Genomic DNA, 17047 nt, shown 5'->3' with positions numbered 1-17047 from the left:
CATGTTCTGGATGTTATCTCGCTGGGGCTGCGCGGGCGAGGCTCCGCCAATCGGCGGCGTATCGGGAAAGTTCGCGCGTGAGCGCGCCGAGCTCGATGGGGTCGCTCAAACCAAGTGGCGCCGGCCTCTCGCGCGCTTCGTGACTGGCGAGCAGTGCAGCCCCGGCGGCTACGCCACAGGCATCGAGATTGAAACGCACCTTGCGCCCCGGTAGCAGGGACGCAACGAGGCTCGCATAAAGCGGATCGCGCAGGAAGCTCCCGTCGAGCACGACGAAACGGTCGTCGGAAAGCGTATCGATACATTCCACCGTTAAGAGCACGCAATAAAGCAGCGCCAGGGCTTTGCGTTCCATTGCTGTTTCGGGCGGCGGCCCGAGGATGCGGCCGCTTCCGGCGCTGCCCGGGAAGAGACCGTCGTCGTCGCCGAAAGAAGGAACCGCGATGGTACGCCGTGCCAACAGCCGCGCAAGCACTTCGAGCGGCACGGGATCGGTGGGCGGATCGCTGCCAGCGATGTGCGAAAATTCACGGCCGCCCATGGTCAGGATGCCGCCAAGGCGATTACCGAACACGTCGCTGTTTAAGGTCATGCCGCGATGTTCGTTGAGACGCTCGATCGGGGTCGAGCCGGAAAAGCCGACGATCCAGGTCCCGGTCGAGATGACCGAAAAATTCCTGAGCCCCGCGGCGTGGTAGCGATAATGGTTGAGGCTGCTGTCGTGGCCTCCCGTGAGCACATGCATTTCTATTGGCAGGCCGTAGCGATGAACGAGTTCGGGTCGGATCGGCCCAAGCCTCTGCCATGCCCTGGCGAAGGGCGGCATCAGCGGCTCCCAGCCGCGAGTGCCGACGATCGGCGCCCAGCGGCGTTCCGCAACATTCCACAGATGCGACTGGGCGCCGAGGAAACTTACCTCCGAAGCAGCAACCCCGGAGAGCCGCCACGCCCAATATTGCGGCAGGCCGAGGTACCAACGCGCTTTGCGAAAGGCGCGCGGCTCCCGCTCCTGCATCCAATAGAGCTGGCGGGCCTGGTGGGTCGCGCCATGCATGGTGGCGCTGCCGCGGTCGAGAAAGGAACCGGATAGCGGCGCATAGCCATCGCGGATCTCCTCGGGCAATGACTGCTCGTAGTCGATCATCGGCAGCACGGCGCCATCGCCGGCATCTGGATCCGAGCCCGTCAGAACGCCACCGGAACCGTGCCCCGACGGCACGACTGTGCAAAAGTCATGACGCCGTGACAGTACCGCCAAGGTCTCGAAGACCCATTCCCCCAGGGTCTTGAGGTCATGGTGACGCCAGGGCGGGTCAGGCAGAACGGGATTGGGAACGCTGATGGTCTCCATGACGGCACTGTCCGCGCCCACGGCACTAAGCTTGATATTGGTCTTGCCGACGTCGAGGACGGCGACCATCGCCGCTCTGCCCTCTCGACCGTTCACCAAAACACCCACGTGTCGTTCCTCGCTTGCCCGCGTCGCGGACACGGTCCGTCAGATCAACCCGTATTGCTTCGCCTTGTTACGCAGGAACGGCAGTCCATTGCCCATCACTTCGTCCTCGTCCTTCGCGACCGGTCGCCAGACGGCGAGGCCATAGGCGACTTCCGGCGGCATATTGATGAAACTCTCCATGGCAAGCCCGCCCTTGAAGCCGATCGCCGCAAGGGTCGAGAAGATCTCGTCCCAGCCGCAGGTGCCGTAGCCCGGCGTGCCGCGGTCACTTTCCGACAGATGGATGTATTTGAGGTGCTCGCGGGCATCGAGAATGCCCCTGCCGACCCCCTTTTCCTCAATATTCATGTGGTAGGTATCGAGGTGCACGAATATGTTTTCGGCGCCGACGCGCTCGATCATTTTGACCGCCTGCCAGCCGGTATTGATCAGATGGTTCTCATAGCGGTTCACCGCCTCGACACCGAGCTCGATGCCGCGCGACTTGGCGTGTTTGGCTGCTGCCTCCAGAACGCGGGCGATATTGTCATACTCCTCCAGCGTCGGGGGAACGCCCGTCCGCTCGCCGATTCCGCCATAGATTACGCCGGAGAGCGCCTCGCCGCCGAGATCGGCCGTCTTGTCGATGGCGACTTTCAGGTGATCGATCGCCGCATCCGGCCGCACTGACGCCCAGGCGCGTTCGGGCAGACCGAGCGAGCAGAGCGCCCGCAGCCGGTTTTTTTCGAGCAGCGCACGGGTGTGCTCCGTGTCGACGGCCGGCGGGTTGAGCATCGGAATCTCGATGAAGTCCACCTTGTATTTGACCGCGGCCGCTACCGCCCGCTCCGCGCCGGGACGGTCCCAATTCATGGTCCACATGCTCGTATGGACGCCAAAACCCTGCATGGTCATGATCCTCTTCTGACAATTGAAATCTTGATCCTGGAAGCGACCCAACGAAGGATCATCACGCCCACAAGCAGGATACCCCAGACGGCAGTCGCGAGATGCTGGTTGGCTCCGATGAGATTGAGGCCGGACGACAGAAGCTGCAGCACCACGAGCGCCACGAAGACCGGCATCACCCGGCCGAATCCGCCGAACGGATTGACGCCGCCGAGGAAGCAAGCAAGCACGGTGATCAGCAGGTAAGATTCGCCATGACCGATGCGCACGGAGTTGAACCGGGCCAGCATGATGATACCGGCGACCGCGCACATGATGCCGGACAGCGTATAGACGAGAACGATGGCCTTGCGCGTGTTGATTCCGGAATAGCGCGTCGCCTCGAGATTTGAGCCGATCATATATGTGTTGAAGCCGAGCTTGGTGCGGCCAAGAAGCAAGTGCCAGGCAAGCACGCAAAGGATGAAGACGATCAGCGGCGCGGGAATGCCGGCGATCGAGCCATGACCGAGCGGCCCTACGAAGGCCGGAAACCCGGAAATATCGCCGCCGCGCGTAAGGAACTCGCCGAGCCCGCGGAGAAAGATCATCATCGAGAGCGAAACGAGGATCGGGTGGGCACGGGTAAAGGCAATCACCAGCCCCATGACTGCGCCGCTCGCCGCCCCGACCATCAGCGCCAGGATGCAGCCGACGACGAAGATGCCGAAGCTCGCATCGAGCCCGCCATTCGCCTTCAAGACCCAGGCCACCGTAAGTCCGGCGACATTTGCCGTGAAGGTGATCGCAAGGTTGAGCCCGCCGGTGAGGATCGGCAGCAGCATGGCAAGCGTCAGGAGCCCCAGTTCCGGGAGCTGGAAGGCGACCGAGCCGAACGTTGCTGCACTCAAGAACTGTGGCGAGGCGACACCGAAAACGAGGACGACGGCGAGAAAGGCCAGGCCGGGACCGGCCATCTCCGGCCCGAGGACCGCTTTGACGCGATCGGCAACAGTTATCATCGTGCCCCTCCGCTCTGCCCGATAAAGGGCAGCAGCCGCTCTATCCGGGTATTGGAAATCGTGATGGCGATCAGGATAATGGCCCCGACGATCATCTTGAAGGCAAAGGGCGAGACGCCCATCAGATTGAGGCCGTTCTGGGTGATCGAGATCAAGAGCACGCCTAGGACGCAGCCGAGCACCGTGCCCTTTCCACCGCCGAGGCGCGCGCCGCCCAGCACGACCGCAGCAAGCACGTCGAGCTCGCGTCCATAGAGGGCGTTGGGCACCACCTCCTGGGCGTAATGTGCCTGGATCAGCCCACCGATCCCTGCCATCAGGCCGAGCCAGCCGAAGGCGATGAACTGCATCGCGCCGATATTGATGCCGAAACGGCGCGCGCCTTCCGGATTGTCGCCGAAGGCGTAGAGCTGGCGGCCGGTCGTCGTGCGGGTAATCAGGGTCCAGGTCGCAATGACGCAGAGGATCATCACGAGAACAGGCAATGTGATCTCGATCCAGGTTCCGTCAGACATCTCATGTTCAAAAAGGATGACACGGTCGGTCAGCCAATCGGGCAGGTCGTAGATCGACACGCCTCTGGTGAAGAACATCAACAGCCCGAAATAGATGTTGAACGTGGAGATCGTTGCGACGATTGAAATGATCCGGAAGCGATGGATCAGGAAGGCATTGACGCAGCCGAGGAGGATGCCGAGCGAGCCGGCGATCAGCAACCCCGAGATCCAGCTGCCGCCGCCGATCCAGCCGAGCGCGATCGCCGTTCCGTATTGGACGATGGAGGCGGCGACGGCAAAGGAGATATCAATGCCTCCCGCGACCAGAACGACCAGGAGCCCGACCGCGAAGATGATGTTGACCGCACTGATGTTCAGGAGGTCGAAGGCGTTGCTGAGCGAGAAGAAATTCGCCGTGGCGACGGAAAGCACCGTGCTGATGACGACAATCACCGCCAATAACGAGAATTCGGTCGCGTGAGTGCGGATCAAGCTACGCATAGACGGCCGCCTCGATCTCTTCCAGCCGCGCCTCGCGCGGATCGTAGCTGCCGACAATGCGGCCCTGCGCCATATGCAAGACCCGGTCGGCGTTGAAATAGACCTCCGGCACCTCGTCGGAGATAAGGATGATCGCAAGGCCGCCCTCGGCGAGCTTCGCAACGATGTCAAAGATGCCGGCGCGGGCGCCGACATCGACCCCGACGGTGGGACAGTCGAGAATCAAGATTTTCGGATCGATGGCGAGCCACTTGGCAATCGCGACGCGCTGCTGGTTGCCGCCGGAAAGCGTCGATATCGCGTCGGCCTGCCGCCCAATCCTGATGCCGAGATCGGCGATCCAGCGCGAAACGAGGCTACGCTGGCGATCCTCTGACAGCAGCCCTCCGGAAAGGATCTTGCGAAGCGAGGCAATGACGAGATTGTCGGCGATCGACTGTGGCTGGATGAGCCCCAGGGACAGCCTGTCCTCCGACAGATAGGCGACGCCGGCCTTGATCGCATCGCGGTTGGAAGAGAAGCGGACCTCCCTACCCTCAATCCTGATGACGCCCCGTGCGGGCCTCAGCATGCCGAAGAGCGAGAGCGCCAGTTCGGTCCGTCCGGCGCCGAGCAGACCTGTAATGCCGAGTGTTTCGCCACGCCGGAGGGTCAAGGAAATGTCCTCGAACTGCCCCGGTCGCGTCAGCCCCTGAACCTCAAGCACGACTGGCTGGTCTTTCTTCGACCGGGCGCGGACGTTCTGGTCGAAGGTCTTGCCGGTCATCAATTCGGTAATGCGCGACTGGGTCATGCCCTCGGCCGGGTAGACGCCGACCAGTGCGCCGTCGCGCAGCACCGTAATGCGATCCGAGATTTCAAGAACCTCCGCGAGGCGATGGCTCACGAAGACGACCGCGACACCAGAAGTTGAGAGATTGCGCACGATGTCGAGCAGATGGTCGGTTTCCGATTGCGTAAGCGATGCGGTCGGCTCGTCCATGAAAACGAGCTTCGCTTCACCGATGAGCGCGCGGGCGATCGCCACGATCTGCCGTTGTGCGATCGCATACTCCTTAAGCGGCAGGTCGACATCGAGTGTGACGCCAAGCCGCCGAAGGGCGTCATTGGCAATCTGTCGCATGCGGCCGTAATCCACGAGACGCGGACCACGACCGAGTACCGTATGAAAGGCGATGTTCTCGGCCACACTCATTTCCGGAAAAAGCGCAAGGTCCTGCCAGATGACCTGGATGCCGCGATCCTGCGCGGTGACCGGCGACATGTGCGCGTAGGTCTCGCCGTCATATTCGATCACCGCCCCGTCTGCCGGCCGATAGACCCCGGTGATCACCTTGATAAGCGTGCTCTTACCGCATCCGTTCTCGCCGGCAAGACAGTGCACCTCGCCAGGGCGCACCTCGAAGCTTACGTTCTTCAGTGCCTTGACGCCGCCGAACGTCATATTGATGTTGCGAAGGGACAGAAGCGGCATTTCGCCAGCCGTCGCGCTCGTTACTTGATGCATGGACCCTGCGCCCGTCGAACTTCGTTTCTGAAGACTTGCCAGGCCGGCCGGAGCCGGCCCAGCAGCCGGGAGAACCCGTCAATCGCGTGGGATGCGCCCCGCATATCGTCGGAACGTTCGTTATCTAGAGACCCATGGCGGCGAGATCGGCGACGGTGTCCTTGTTGATCGGTACAAGCTGGTCAACGATGATGTTGCGATTTTCGAAGTCTGGATGAACAACGCCGAGACCTTCGATCTCGTCACCGTCCTTGACTTCCTCGCCCTTGATCAGCTTGTCGGCGAGTGTCACGAACACCTCACCGGCCTGCTTGGGGTTCCACATGAAGCCGCCGGAGATCGCATCGGACTTCACGAGCTTCTGGCCCTGTCCCGGCGAGAAGGGCCCGAGAACGAAGATCTGGCCCACCTTGCGGCGCTCCTCGATGGCACGACCGGCGCCGATCGGGCCCTGGCTGCCGAAAGCCAGGAAGCCCTTGAGATTCGGATGAGCGGAGATGAGGTCGAGCGCCGTCGAGCGGCTCTTGTCGACGTCTTCGGCAACACCGTAGCGCTCGCCGACGAGCGTCATCTCGGGATAGTTTTTCTTGATGTAGGCGATCGCCGCATCCGCCCAGGCATTGTGCAGCGGCACCGTCAGCGAGCCGACGAATACGGCATACTCGCCCTTGCCGCCCATCTTCTCGGCGAGCAGCTTTCCATGCGCCTCACCGAAACCGGTAGACGAAGCGAGTTCGAAGTCCCAGTCGGCCCCCTTCTGGCTGGGCGATTCATGCGTGATGACGATGATGCCCTTTTCCTTGGCCTTAGTCAGGACCGGCTCCAGCACCTTGGCATCGTTGGGCACGACGCCGATGACCTTCACGCCCTGGGCGATCAGATCCTCAATGGCGCGAACCTGCAGTGCTGGATCGGCGCTGGTCGGCCCGACCATGAAGGCGTCGACGCCAAGCTTCTCACCGCGCTCCTTGATACCCGCTTCCATGGCGTTGAACCACGGGATGCCGCCGATCTTGACGACGACACCCACCTTGGCTGCGTCCTGTGCCGCGACGGAAAAGGCACCGGCAAGCGAAAGCGACGCCGCCAGAGCGGCGGCAAGAATTTTCCTGATCATCTCTCTCCTCCACATGTTCCCGCAAAGGGAACGCTCCCGGGCGCTTGGCGCCGGCCTCCAGTTAATTCCCTCGGGCGGAAGGAAGTTCCCGCCGCCGTTCGCCGCCTCCTCAGACGACCCAAAGACTTGCACAATCGATATTTCTTATTTGCACAATCGATGGTGCAAAGACTATCCTGCAGACTTAATCTTTCGTCAAGCGGAAATCGGCTCTAAGAGATTCGAGGAGGCTCGGATGGCGAATAGCAGCAGGAAAAAGGCGACGATCTACGATCTCTCCGTGCTCTCGGGCAGTTCGCCTTCAACGGTCAGCGCAGTCCTGAACGGGACTTGGCGCAAACGACGCATCAAGGAGAGCACCGCCGAGTTCATCCGCAATCTTGCCGAGACGCATCAATACACGGCGAACCGCCAAGCCCGGGGATTGCGAAGCTCTCGCTCCGGCCTCGTCGGCTTGCTGTTGCCCGTACATGACAACCGGTATTTCTCCTCGCTTGCCCAAACCTTCGAGGCGCGTGTGCGCAGCAAAGGCCAATGCCCAATTGTTGTCAGTGCGAGCCGCGATCCCGAGGAGGAGCGCAAGACGGCCGAGACACTGATCTCCTATTCCATCGACGAGCTGTTCATCTGCGGCGCGACCGATCCCGACGGCGTCCACGAGGTCTGTGAAGCGGCAGGCCTGAAACACATCAACATCGATCTGCCCGGTACGAAGGTGTCGTCAGTCATCAGCGACAACTATGAAGGTGGGAGGTTGCTGACCGAGGCGATCATCCGCCACTTTCCGGCCGACCGGCCTCTCCAGCCTGATGATCTCTACCTGTTCGGCGGCCGCAATGATCATGCCAGCCGCGAGCGTATCCGCGGCTTTCGCGCCGTGAAGACGGAATTGCTCCGGAGCGATCCGGATGAATGCATTCAGCCGACCGGCTACGCTGCGGATAATGCGCAAAAAGCCTTCGAAGCTTTTTATATGAGGCACGGCAAGCTGCCGCGCGGCCTTTTCGTCAACTCCTCAATCAACTTCGAGGGGTTACTGCGATTTATGGCGGGGCATCCGCATGAAAATTTCGCCGACCTCGTCGTCGGCTGCTACGACTACGATCCTTTTGCGTCATTCCTCCCCTTCCCCGTCATCATGATCCGGCAAAACATCGAGGAGATGATCGCCAAAGCCTTCGAGGTGATCGAGGAACTGCGGCCGCCGCCGAAAGTTCACCTGGTCCAGCCGGAGCTGGTGCCACCAAGGACGGCGCTCACTGGCCCCCTCGACGCGCTCAAAGACATCGACTTGTCAGGCGGCCAGGACTCGGACTCCGCCGCAAGCCGATCCGCATAGACTCTTCGGTGGTCAGTCGCAGAGAAAAAAGGGGATAGCCCACAAGACCCAGCCATAGGTCGGGTTCGACGGAGGGTCGCAAACGACAATAGCCGTTCGAACACGCGCTATGCGGCATCGTGGTGTAGTGCGCCGTCTGCCCCCGGCTCTAGCTCAACACGATCCCGTCCTCGACATTCAGCGTCTGGCCCCGTGATAAAGCTGCGTCGTCCGAGGCGAAGAAGGCGACGGCGCCGACTACGTCTTCCGGATCACCGATGCGGCGCATGGCGATCTTGTCCCGCCAGGTCTTGCGGACCTTGGGATCATCGAGGTTCATACGGCCTTATGTCGGTGAGGCATCCTACACCGTGCGGCAGAGCGAACCGAGAGAGTCGAGCTCCTCCATGCTTTGGTTTGCGATCGTTTAACTAATTTCCGTCATGAAACCGAAGGTTGAGGTCATAGCGCCTCCAATTGGGCGCAAAGCTGCCATCGAGGTAACGACAGCCAAATACTGGAACGTCATGTTCACGATGATCGTCTCGCGACTGCAGTCATTGAGAGGGAACCGCTTCCACTTTGCCACTTCGGACCGGCGGGCCGGAGCGGATCAGACGCTTAGCCGCAGCCTTTCAATCGGCGTATGCGTCGCAAGTGTCTGCACGAGCATTCTTGCGTTGATGATCATTCAGCGGTCGTATCAGGATTTTGCCGTTGCACGCCAGAACCTCTATGACCTTGAGGAATACCGACTTGTCCTCGATGCTGCCAACCATCTTTCGGCGGAGCGAGGCCCTTCCAATATCGTCATGTCCGAAGATCCGGCACCTACGGGCCAAGGGGCCCGGCGGCTTGCAAAAGCAAGAGCGCGTACCGATGCTGCCCTTGCCCGACTGGCGGCTCCGAGTGACGGCCCGTGGGGACTACATAATCATTCCATCCCACCCACAATGCTCACCAACGTCCGCGAACAGCTCGACGTCGCCCGCAGGAAGGTCGATCGCATCGCACCCATACCTCGCGATAGGGTGAGCGCGTTGGAAATGCAGGATGCCATTGAAAACATGTTCCAAGTCGTTGATCGCTACCAGAGCGTGATCGCTTGGCGCGCTAACGAACTCGTCAAACATGACAGCGGATTGTCGACACCCGTGCTGATCGGACGCATGCTGGGCGAGCTTAGAGAATATGGTGGAAGGCTCGCTTCGCATCTTATCGCCCCGGTCGCTGTCGGTGAGAAACTGCCGCTCAAAAACGTGATTAGTACGCGCCAGTCCCAGGGTCGCATTCTCGAACTCTGGACGCTCACCGAGGGCGAGCCAGCATTTGATACTGACGGGCGGCTCTCCGAACTGCGCCGGCAAACTGAACAGCAGTTCCTTGGGAAAGGCGGAAGCCTCATCGAGCAACTTATCGCGGAGAGCCGGCGGGGTGAGACGTACTCGCTCACCGCGACTGAGCTTACCGACCGCTATGTACCCACTATGAAGCCGCTCGAAGCCTATCGCAGTGCGTTTCTTGACGCCGCGATCGCAAACTACAATGGGGCCCGCAATTGGTCCCTCATTCTGCTACTCACCGCCGCACTGGTGGCAGCCGTCATTCTCGCCATCCTGGCAGGGCTCATCTTTGTCGCGAGAATCCACGTCTTCGGCCCTCTTATGCACGTCCACGACGAGGTCATCCGGCTCGCCGACGATTGTCCCCAGCGACCAGCGTCGGACCACGCCGCCAGACAAGAAATGCTGCGCATCTTCAATGCCATCGACCTGGTGCGCGGACGGCTGCAGGAACGTGCATTCCTGATGAACCAGCTAAAGGCGCAGGCAGAAACAGATGGGCTGACAGCGCTCACCAACCGTCGCGCGCTCGACCGCATAGCCCAGAACGAGACCGAGGGCGGATTCGCCGACAAGAATGTCTCACTGATCCTGATCGACATCGATCATTTCAAGGCTGTCAACGACACGCATGGCCATCTGGCCGGCGACCGGGCGCTGATCCAGACGGCAGAACTGCTTCGCTCCATTCTGCGCGAAAGCGACGTCGTGGCCCGGTTCGGCGGCGAGGAATTCGCCGTTCTCGTTCCCACCACTCTTCGTGGCGCCATATCGGTTGCGCGGAAAATTCGGATCGCGCTGCAGAATCATAGCTTCACGACACCCGATGGACTGCCGCTCAAGTTAACGGCAAGCTTGGGAGTGGCCCACGGCAGGCGCGGTGTCGATGAATGGCAGGAGCTTGTGGCGGCAGCCGACGAGGCACTTTATCGGGCGAAGGCCGATGGCCGCAACCGAGTACGCTTCGCTCGACCAGCAATGGAGGCACTCGTTGTCTTGCGGCCAAATACAATGGCCGGTTAAACTTGGCTGCTGCGGCTAAAGCCGCTGCCTAGCCGGCACGAGATCAGATGATTGTCGCAGACCACCCCGCCGACCTCCCACATTCGATGAGCCGACCTCGCCGGCGATTGCAGCGTTTCCATGCAGCGTCGTGCGTACAGTGCGGTCGCACTTTGCGTTAGCGGTTTTGCTGCAGGATCGTTTCCGCAGAAATATAGCCCCAGGTCATATTTGGACCTATGGTTGTGCCTGCGCCCACGGCTCGAGTTCCGAAAGGATTGGACATTGCAAGTCCCGCCGTGCCAGCCTTGTGTACCCAGTCGCGCTCGTATGAGGCATACCAGCGGAAGGGCAAGGACACCTTCAGGAACCGACGATCGCCGACGAGATGGCAGGGCAAATGAATTGGGGCGCCGTCCGGTCCACGGCATCAATCGCCTCGCCGATGTTAAAATCGTTTTCGCTCACGAAGCGCTTGCCTAATCGATTAACGACGATCGAGTGCGGCTCGGCCTGGAAAGTCATCGGCAGTCCATGGGCTTGCCCTGATAGCGCGTAGGCAGGCAGGGATAGATGTTGGCTTGATCCATACGATCGAGCTCTGCGCCCAAGGCAGCCGCCAGTTTCTGGCCGTCACCTTCTTGCTGCGCGGGCTTCCGATCCGGTCGACCGGTCCGGGGAAGTGTCGCTCACGCATCTGCAAATCCCAATCAAAGCCGCCGGCTTCAAACGTAAGACGCGCGCCTCCTCGGGCGCGATCGTGTCCACGACATCGGGCAGGTCGTTGCGGATCTCGACGTCGTTGCAGCCAAGCGCCCCGACCATTGCGAAAAGTCTTCCAGAGACAGTTTCGATATTCTGCTGCCGCCGAACAGGACGCCTTTCTTCTGGCAGCTGCATGACGCTTTCCTGCAGCTTAGCGATATGCTTGGTAACCGTATCGTGCTGCACCGCCGCATACTTCCCGAAAGCCGTATCGAAGCTAGCGTCAAGTTCATTCAGTGGCCGGTTACAAGCGCAAAGGCATTGTGCTCGCCGTCCCGGATCACCCGCGAGTGCGTAAAGCTGTCGAACATGTGATCGGTCGAGGGAGCCGGTTGCAACCGTGGCAACGAATTCCCCGTGATCCAAGGCGTCCAAAATTGTGGCATCAATCAGTTCGAGGACGGTGCCACCGCCGGCTACCTCAAAGGGCGAATGGCGCGCGGTCAAGGGCGCGTGCTCGTGATTGGATCGCGCAGCGACTACCATGGCCATCAAGAGAGACGGGCAGGATTTGCCGCCACGACCTCAGGCGCTCTATATCGGCGACACCAACACCTATGACGATCCGTAGCGATGCTTTCGTGCAGTTCCTCGGCCTTGATGCGGGAGGAGCCACTGTGTGGCATTTACAATACCGGCGCAGGCTCACAGGGCGTGCTAGGGAGCGTTGCTGTTGAGGGTTTAACCTTGACTTCTGTTCTTGACCCGCCCTGCAGAAGAGATTGGCCGGCGGGGGCAACGGATCTTTGCGCTTCCGGAGGGTTTTCCAAGGCCGATCAGCCACATCGAGGTAGGACAGCAACATCGTGCCAACTGGGCTGATGGAGAGGAGGATTTGGAAACATGGACTAGAAGCCGACGATCACGGCGCCGATATGCTCCAAACTCCCACGATGAACGGACGGCAAGAGAATAGGAACGCGGTGAACACAAGCCGGCATTGGAATTTCATCAGCAACGTCGCATCGGCTTATTTGCAGAGGCGTACCGGAATTGAGGAATCCGACCTTCCCTTTCGCCAGCGGATGCCAGTAGCGTCGCGGCGTGGTTTCTCTGGGAACTACATCTTTCCCCGCATCTATGAGCCAACGGGATGCGCAACTTGCCCCGCCGTCGAGCGGGGTCTTTCTTGAATCGTAGCCCAACCAAACAACGTCGCATTATCCGCCCGCTCCCCGATCACCTTGAACGAAGAATGCCTGAACCTACCATCGTCGGTCCAGGCGCGATGCTCGACCTCTGCGACGATGCTGCGACGCTCCCCCCAATGCCGTGGGTGAAACCCTCCTGATGTCTCGCTGAATCTATTCGCCGAAAAAGGACGAGCCACCGGTTCGACCGTCGAAAATCCCTGATCGAACTGCGTTCGCATCCTCTCAGAAGTCATTCCTCAGCTTCCGATAGTCCCGAGCGTGGCCGACATTCGTCCGCGCGACGTGCTCGGAAAATGCCGTGACGTCGACTGTCACCTGCGGAATGCCGGCGAGATCGGAATCGGAGTGCACAGTTGTGGTGGAAGGAACGTGGAATCCAGCCGGGAGATGGCAGCCTTCGACCACAGAGTTGTGCCGGATCGCCGCTCCATTCCCGGCAGTGCAATTGAACAGGACTGAATTGAAGCCGACGAACACCTCGTCGCCGATCGTACAGGGGCCATGAATAATTGACCGATGCGCGATCGACGAGTGCGATCCGATCGTCACCGCCTCTCCTGACTTCGAATGGATCACGACGCCGTCCTGGATATTCGTACCCCTTCCGATGCGAATAGGCTCCAGGTTGCCGGCTTCGTCCGTTTCGTCTGCTCGGATCACGGCGTAGGGGCCGACAAACACGTCATCCTCAATAATCACTAGCCCGCAGATGATTGCGGTTGGATCGACAAAGGCGCTCTCGGCCACACGTGGCCAATCGCCCCGCGGATTACGGCGAATCATGCAGTTCACTCCCATTTCCTGGTCGGAGCCCCGGACCACACTATGCTGATCACTCGGACCCTTGACTTGGAATTGCCATAAACGCTACAAGAATGCAATGTTATAACGTTTCATCATTCGCAGGAACGCTCCATGTCGCAAACGAATCCGATCGATAACCGCCTTCCCGTTACCGTTCTTTCCGGCTTCCTCGGCGCCGGCAAGACGACCCTCCTCAATCACGTCCTCAACAATCGCGAAGTCCGGCGCGTCGCGGTCATCGTCAACGACATGAGTGAAGTGAATATCGACGCCGATCTCGTTCGCCAGGGCGGCGCAAATCTCTCCAGAACCGACGAGAAGCTGGTCGAAATGACCAATGGCTGCATCTGCTGCACACTTCGCGACGATCTGCTCCAGGAAGTCCGCCGCCTCAGTGAGAGTGGGCGCTTCGACTACCTTCTCATCGAAAGCACTGGCATCGCCGAACCGCTGCCCGTCGCCAGCACCTTCTCTTTCCGGGACGAGGAGGGCCGCAGCCTGTCCGACATCACCCGACTCGACACAATGGTGACCGTCGTCGACGCGGCAAGCCTTTTGAAGGACTACGGCTCAAACGACTTTCTGCGCGATCGTGGCGAAACCGCCGGCGACGGCGACGAACGGACGATCGTCGATCTCCTGGTCGAACAGATTGAGTTCGCCGACGTCATCGTGATCAACAAGGTCTCCGAGGTTTCCCCCGAACAGCGTGCCCTGATCCGCAAGGTGGTGGTGGCCCTCAACGCCGATGCCCGGATCGTCGAAACCGATTTCGGTCGCGCCCCACTGGGCGACATCCTCGACACCGGGCTGTTCAGCGAAGAGAAGGCTGACCGTCATCCGCTCTGGTTCAAGGAACTTTATGGCTTCAAGGACCATGTCCCCGAAACCGAGGAGTACGGCATCCAGAGCTTCGTCTATCGCGCGCGCCGTCCATTCCATCCCATGACCTTCAACACCTTCATCAACCAGACTTGGCCAGGCCTGATCCGCGCAAGAGGGCATTTCTGGCTTGCGACTCGACCTGACTGGGTCGGCGAATTTTCGCTCGCCGGCGCCATCGCCCGCTCGATTCCCCTGGGGCGCTGGTGGGCCGCGGTTCCGAAATATCGCTGGCCCGATCATCCGGAGTGGCAGCGCGTTCTCAAGCGCAACTGGCATGACATATGGGGCGATCGCCGCCAGGAGCTGGTCTTCATGGCACCGGCATGGATGAGGCCAAGATCCGCGCCGCGCTCGATGCCTGCCTCGTCGGCAGTTCAGATACTGAACGCTTCGATCCGAAAGCGTGGCGAAACCTGCCTGATCCATTCCCGGCATGGGAGCCCGCCAATGCTGCCTGACCCCGCCATCGTGCCGCCACCGCCGCCGCCCCACCGCGAAGTGCCTAGCCCGCGACATCCTTATGGATAATCCGGTCCGCATTTTGCAGCGGACGCTCAACGCGGATGTCTCTTCAGCGCTCGAAAGAGTGCCTGTCGATCAACTCCCCAATTTTCGATTCACGGCTTCGTCCTGCATCTTGCGATGTCGAAGGCTTACTTGTGTCCTAATTCACCGGTTGTTTAGTCAAGATGATACGAGATGGCATGTGCACGGAACGACTATAATAAAGTCCAAATAAAGTCCCATCCTCCTGAAGCCTAAGCAACTCAGAAGCATTCTCCCTTGGCAAAAGAAGGGTTCCGTAATAAATCTTTGCCCATACATAACGTATTCCCGGTTCCGTATTATCGAATTACGGCCACAGGAATTGAAAACCTTCACGCGATCTCCCTGAGCTTCCGTTATGACCGCGCTATACACCTATAAAACGGTTTTATAATCGGGTCCTCAATCGTCAGCGGTTTGATCTCTGACGGAACTTTAGCCGGCAGCAAAGTTTCAACAGGATTGATATCTGTTATGGGGATTTCTTCACCCAACAGGATGATATTCTCATCGCGGTGAACCATCATGGAGGTTGCGGGGTTGGCGGTAGAGAATACGAGGCTGAGCGCAGTGATCGCGGCAGTTTTGTTCATGATCTGTACCCTTTCGCGACTATCGGTCGGCGGCCTGTGCCAGGTTAGCGTCCCTCTCAGAAGGCGGAACTCTCAGGATTTCACCCACAACCTCGTTGCCGCGGCGAAGACTGGGCAGAACCGCTCTACTGCTGAGTTTAGGTGCGATAGATCTTCGACCTCTGTTACGACCGTAGCGATGTAACGGATCTCGTGAGGATAAATCAGAGCATCCTCAAATCCCGGTGTCCCAGCACGGGGGTCGATCTGACCGGACACGTTAACACGAACATCATCGAGGGGTATACGCAGATCCGCAGCTTGGATGAGATAGGTGTGCGTGAGACAACTGGATAACGCACCAAGCAACAGTTCAGGAGACGTAGCCCCAAGATCGTAGCCGGCGAAATTCGCAGGACTGTCTGAGACAATTTGCAAATCCCTGAGTCTAATCCGCCGGATACCGCTTCGTCCCTCAGCTGTGGCGCTCGCGGATATCGTGACGAGCGCCGCGTCAGGCGTGCGATGGAGCCATTCGCGCCTCAACAGTAATGCGGCACGTTTTTGTTGCAGAAACTCCCGAAGCGTCGACATCAGATTTCCCTTTTGGTGCGTTGCTAAAGAGACCAAGTGAAGACGGAATCCCACGGACCTCGCGCCATCTTTTTCCTCTGTTGTCGGCATCACCGTCGGTAAGGTTTTTTGAAATTGTCAGCCGAAGCTGCGCGCCTAAAGGCTGACCGCACGAGATCCATTCAGAAAGGCCTTCGATGAATTTGTTCCGATAGTCCCCTCCACCAAAACTCCGGAGAAAGCCTCGGTTCCAAATCGCTCCCGCGGTCCAGTCATTGGCAAGGATCGCCCAGACCAATAGCCTGCGGATCTCCGAAAACCCCCGGCGTTGAAACCAGACGGGATTTTGGGATCATTCAAACCAATAACGAGGAAATCAGGCCTGGTCTTTGACATGAATGATGAGAAGGCAAGCGTGCCGGGCGGTCCACCTGGAATATCAAGGGGCTCCCGATCGGCATGTTCATAGTTATTGCGTAGCGCCTCGTCGCTGAGCGTGATGCCGGACGGATCGTTTCCGAATCTTTGCGTCATCTGAACGAATTTGCACAACCGCGCGGCGACAGCTTGGAAACCCTGTTCCGTCCGCTCTAGTATCTGAACCTCTTCTGCCAATCCTCGATTCCTGAGGGGGATGACCACCTTCCCCCCAATCTGGCAAATGTCGAAGAGGTAAGTCGGAAACGTGAATGAAGAAGCGGTGTACATCACTCGATCAAACGAGCCAATGTCGGTCGGCAGCACATTTCCGTCACCCAGTTTCACCGCAACTTCGCCCAGGCCGAGCTTCTCCAAATTAACTTGGGCTCGCTTGACAAGCTCCGGTATGATCTCAATGCCGGTGACATTCCGAGGTTCCTGCGAAAGTTCGGCCATCATTGCCAACAACCAGCCGGTACCGCAGCCGATCTCAAGCACCCTGTGACCTGGTTGAACGTCCAGGGCAGCAAGAAGATGCATGATAAAAGCCGGCTCAGAACTTGACGCCTGGAAACTCTCACCCTTGTTTCCGACGTACATCAGCGGCTGGTTTGAATAGATAAGTGGAAGTGCACCATCATCATCTCTCGAGCGGGTCGGGCCATCCCACATCTCCGACACCAGTCGAAAGTGCT

The 17047-nt window shown here is 59.6% G+C and carries 15 protein-coding genes and 1 pseudogene; 3 read left to right on the top strand and 13 right to left on the bottom strand.

What is annotated here, in order from left to right:
- Window positions 1-13: 13 nt before the first annotated feature.
- The 6 genes from QN224_RS29625 to QN224_RS29600 all read right to left on the bottom strand — a co-directional run bounded on the left by QN224_RS29625 (window position 14) and on the right by QN224_RS29600 (window position 6970).
- Window positions 14-1447, bottom strand: coding sequence for an FGGY-family carbohydrate kinase (locus QN224_RS29625; protein ID WP_283979625.1), 1434 nt, complete (start codon window positions 1445-1447; stop codon window positions 14-16).
- Between the two features lie 51 nt (window positions 1448-1498).
- Window positions 1499-2347: a sugar phosphate isomerase/epimerase gene (locus QN224_RS29620; protein WP_173513811.1), complete on the bottom strand. Its 849-nt coding sequence runs from the start codon at window positions 2345-2347 to the stop codon at window positions 1499-1501.
- Between the two features lie 2 nt (window positions 2348-2349).
- Window positions 2350-3348 carry an ABC transporter permease gene (locus QN224_RS29615; protein ID WP_173513731.1) on the bottom strand — a complete coding sequence of 333 codons (999 nt, stop codon included), beginning with the start codon at window positions 3346-3348 and terminating at the stop codon, window positions 2350-2352.
- Complete coding sequence (locus QN224_RS29610; protein ID WP_283979587.1) at window positions 3345-4346, bottom strand: ABC transporter permease; 1002 nt, start codon at window positions 4344-4346, stop codon at window positions 3345-3347. The genes QN224_RS29615 and QN224_RS29610 overlap by 4 nt, the downstream gene beginning before the upstream one ends.
- The gene (locus QN224_RS29605) at window positions 4339-5853 is read right to left on the bottom strand and encodes a sugar ABC transporter ATP-binding protein (protein WP_283979586.1); all 1515 of its coding nucleotides are present in this window, start codon (window positions 5851-5853) and stop codon (window positions 4339-4341) included. The genes QN224_RS29610 and QN224_RS29605 overlap by 8 nt, the downstream gene beginning before the upstream one ends.
- A 124-nt stretch (window positions 5854-5977) precedes the next feature.
- Complete coding sequence (locus QN224_RS29600; protein ID WP_173513734.1) at window positions 5978-6970, bottom strand: autoinducer 2 ABC transporter substrate-binding protein; 993 nt, start codon at window positions 6968-6970, stop codon at window positions 5978-5980.
- A gap of 235 nt (window positions 6971-7205) precedes the next feature.
- Between QN224_RS29600 and QN224_RS29595 the strand changes: the two genes are divergently transcribed.
- Complete coding sequence (locus QN224_RS29595; protein ID WP_173513735.1) at window positions 7206-8309, top strand: LacI family DNA-binding transcriptional regulator; 1104 nt, start codon at window positions 7206-7208, stop codon at window positions 8307-8309.
- A 148-nt stretch (window positions 8310-8457) separates the two neighbouring features.
- On the opposite strand, the gene QN224_RS29590 is transcribed toward QN224_RS29595, so the two are convergent.
- Window positions 8458-8628 (bottom strand): SDR family oxidoreductase, encoded by a 171-nt coding sequence (locus tag QN224_RS29590; RefSeq protein WP_283979585.1) that lies wholly within the window; start codon window positions 8626-8628, stop codon window positions 8458-8460.
- 103 nt (window positions 8629-8731) lie between these two features.
- On the opposite strand from QN224_RS29590, the gene QN224_RS29585 reads away from it, so the two are divergent.
- The gene (locus tag QN224_RS29585) at window positions 8732-10654 is read left to right on the top strand and encodes a GGDEF domain-containing protein (RefSeq protein ID WP_283979584.1); all 1923 of its coding nucleotides are present in this window, start codon (window positions 8732-8734) and stop codon (window positions 10652-10654) included.
- Window positions 10655-10996: 342 nt separating this feature from the next.
- Here QN224_RS29585 and QN224_RS29580 read toward each other — a convergent pair whose 3' ends face one another.
- The 3 genes from QN224_RS29580 to QN224_RS29570 all read right to left on the bottom strand — a co-directional run bounded on the left by QN224_RS29580 (window position 10997) and on the right by QN224_RS29570 (window position 13335).
- Complete coding sequence (locus QN224_RS29580; RefSeq protein WP_283979583.1) at window positions 10997-11158, bottom strand: hypothetical protein; 162 nt, start codon at window positions 11156-11158, stop codon at window positions 10997-10999.
- Window positions 11159-11266: 108 nt separating this feature from the next.
- Window positions 11267-11845 carry a hypothetical protein gene (locus tag QN224_RS29575; protein WP_283979582.1) on the bottom strand — a complete coding sequence of 193 codons (579 nt, stop codon included), beginning with the start codon at window positions 11843-11845 and terminating at the stop codon, window positions 11267-11269.
- A gap of 929 nt (window positions 11846-12774) precedes the next feature.
- On the bottom strand, window positions 12775-13335 hold the full coding sequence (locus tag QN224_RS29570; RefSeq protein ID WP_283979624.1) for a hypothetical protein: 561 nt from the start codon (window positions 13333-13335) through the stop codon (window positions 12775-12777).
- A gap of 132 nt (window positions 13336-13467) precedes the next feature.
- Here QN224_RS29570 and zigA point away from each other — a divergent pair.
- Window positions 13468-14699, top strand: a pseudogene (gene zigA, locus QN224_RS29565) (zinc metallochaperone GTPase ZigA).
- Window positions 14700-15143: 444 nt separating this feature from the next.
- Here zigA and QN224_RS29560 read toward each other — a convergent pair.
- From QN224_RS29560 to QN224_RS29550, 3 genes are all read right to left on the bottom strand, one after another.
- Window positions 15144-15380 (bottom strand): hypothetical protein, encoded by a 237-nt coding sequence (locus QN224_RS29560; RefSeq protein ID WP_283979581.1) that lies wholly within the window; start codon window positions 15378-15380, stop codon window positions 15144-15146.
- Window positions 15381-15452: 72 nt separating this feature from the next.
- A complete protein-coding gene (locus tag QN224_RS29555) occupies window positions 15453-15953 on the bottom strand; it encodes an OsmC family protein (protein ID WP_283979580.1) in 501 nt (166 codons plus the stop codon).
- A gap of 135 nt (window positions 15954-16088) precedes the next feature.
- Window positions 16089-17047, bottom strand: a 959-nt coding sequence (locus QN224_RS29550) for a methyltransferase domain-containing protein (RefSeq protein ID WP_283979579.1), incomplete at its 5' end; no start/stop codon positions are given.

Source organism: Sinorhizobium sp. 7-81, from assembly GCF_030124405.1.
Taxonomy (GTDB): Bacteria; Pseudomonadota; Alphaproteobacteria; order Rhizobiales; family Rhizobiaceae; genus Sinorhizobium; species Sinorhizobium psoraleae.
The sequence above is the reverse complement of the archived record's forward strand: the minus strand, read 5'-3'. Positions and strand labels throughout refer to the sequence as shown.

Bases quoted from the DNA above. Each gene is read 5' to 3' on its own strand.
- QN224_RS29620 (WP_173513811.1), bottom strand. From the start codon at position 2,347: ATGCAGGGTTTTGGCGTCCATACGAGCATGTGGACCATGAATTGGGAC.
- QN224_RS29615 (WP_173513731.1), bottom strand. From the start codon at position 3,348: ATGATAACTGTTGCCGATCGCGTCAAAGCGGTCCTCGGGCCGGAGATG.
- QN224_RS29610 (WP_283979587.1), bottom strand. From the start codon at position 4,346: ATGCGTAGCTTGATCCGCACTCACGCGACCGAATTCTCGTTATTGGCG.
- QN224_RS29605 (WP_283979586.1), bottom strand. From the start codon at position 5,853: ATGCATCAAGTAACGAGCGCGACGGCTGGCGAAATGCCGCTTCTGTCC.
- QN224_RS29600 (WP_173513734.1), bottom strand. From the start codon at position 6,970: ATGATCAGGAAAATTCTTGCCGCCGCTCTGGCGGCGTCGCTTTCGCTT.
- QN224_RS29595 (WP_173513735.1), top strand. From the start codon at position 7,206: ATGGCGAATAGCAGCAGGAAAAAGGCGACGATCTACGATCTCTCCGTG.
- QN224_RS29590 (WP_283979585.1), bottom strand. From the start codon at position 8,628: ATGAACCTCGATGATCCCAAGGTCCGCAAGACCTGGCGGGACAAGATC.
- QN224_RS29585 (WP_283979584.1), top strand. From the start codon at position 8,732: ATGAAACCGAAGGTTGAGGTCATAGCGCCTCCAATTGGGCGCAAAGCT.
- QN224_RS29580 (WP_283979583.1), bottom strand. From the start codon at position 11,158: ATGACTTTCCAGGCCGAGCCGCACTCGATCGTCGTTAATCGATTAGGC.
- QN224_RS29570 (WP_283979624.1), bottom strand. From the start codon at position 13,335: ATGATTCGCCGTAATCCGCGGGGCGATTGGCCACGTGTGGCCGAGAGC.
- QN224_RS29560 (WP_283979581.1), bottom strand. From the start codon at position 15,380: ATGAACAAAACTGCCGCGATCACTGCGCTCAGCCTCGTATTCTCTACC.
- QN224_RS29555 (WP_283979580.1), bottom strand. From the start codon at position 15,953: ATGTCGACGCTTCGGGAGTTTCTGCAACAAAAACGTGCCGCATTACTG.